The organism is Sphingobium wenxiniae, assembly GCF_007830065.1.
GTDB classification, from domain to species: domain Bacteria; phylum Pseudomonadota; class Alphaproteobacteria; order Sphingomonadales; family Sphingomonadaceae; genus Sphingobium; species Sphingobium wenxiniae.
In genome coordinates this window covers 1-1,108 of sequence record NZ_VLKK01000083.1, presented here as the reverse complement: position 1 = coordinate 1,108, position 1,108 = coordinate 1, and the positions used below count along the sequence as shown (strand labels likewise).

Here is a 1,108-nt window from a genome sequence, read left to right as displayed (position 1 = left end):
CCCCGCCCGACGATCTGCCGTCGGGCGTCTACGCCTTCTACCTCCTGTGCGACGGCGGGGAGGACAAGGTGCCGTTCTTCGTCACGGCGAGGCCGGGCGACGAGCGCGCGCCCGTGGCGGTGCTGATGCCGACGCTGAGCTATCAGGTCTATGCCAACTCAAGCTCCTCGATCATCCCGACGCCGACCCGACGCTGGCGATCTCGCCGGCGACGATCGGATGACGATGCGGACCGGCCTCGACCATCTGCCCGCCGTCAAGCGCCGCGAGCTGGAACGGGTCGCCCGCGTCCTGTTCGATGAATTTGAGGATGCCGTCAAAACCAAGCTCTCGGACAAGCGCAAGGGCGGCCGCATCCTCAAGCTGATCCTGTTCGGCTCCTACGCACGCGGCGATTGGGTCGAGGATCGCGCCAGCGGTTACATTTCCGATTATGACCTGCTCGTCGTCGTCAACGCCGACACCTTCACCGATCTGCAAACATGGTGGGCGGTCGCCGACGATCATCTGGTGCGCGAGCTGACCGTCACCAGGCACCTCGCCACACCCGTCAATTTCATCGTGCATTCGCTGATGGACGTGAACGACCAGCTCGCGCGCGGCCGTCCCTTCTTCGCCGACATAGCCCGCGACGGCATCGCCCTCTACGAAGCGCCAGGGCAAGCCCTCGCCGTGCCGCGCCAGCTCGACGCGCAGGAACGCCACGCCGAAGCCCTGCGCCATCGCGACCACTGGTTCCCGCTCGCCGCGCACGCGCTCAAGCTCGCCCGGGACAGCATTGCCGATGGCGTGCCGCGCGATGCCGCGTTCATGCTCCACCAGGCCGTCGAGCGGGTCTATAACGCCGTGCTGCTCGTCCTGACGCTCTACGCGCCCAAATCGCACCGTCTCGGCATCCTGCGCTCGCTCGCCGAAAATCTCGATCCCCGGCTGATCGAAGCCTGGCCGCGCGATACCCGCGCCGCCCGCCGCCATTTCGCGCAGTTGCAGCGCGCCTATGTCGAGGCCCGCTATTCCCATGCCTATGAAATCACCGCCGACGAACTGGCCTGGCTCGTTGACCGCGTGAAGCATCTCCACACGATCGCCGGCGCGATCTGCGCCGAAC

Annotated in this window: 2 protein-coding genes; both read left to right on the top strand. The window is 66.6% G+C overall.

The features are described 5' to 3' along the window. On the top strand, nucleotides 1–302 hold a 302-nt coding region (locus tag IQ35_RS21350; protein ID WP_206752000.1), incomplete at its 5' end, for a N,N-dimethylformamidase beta subunit family domain-containing protein. After that, nucleotides 220–1,108: HEPN domain-containing protein (locus IQ35_RS20995; RefSeq protein WP_145076257.1), on the top strand; the 889-nt coding region annotated here is incomplete at its 3' end. The genes IQ35_RS21350 and IQ35_RS20995, both read left to right, overlap by 83 nt.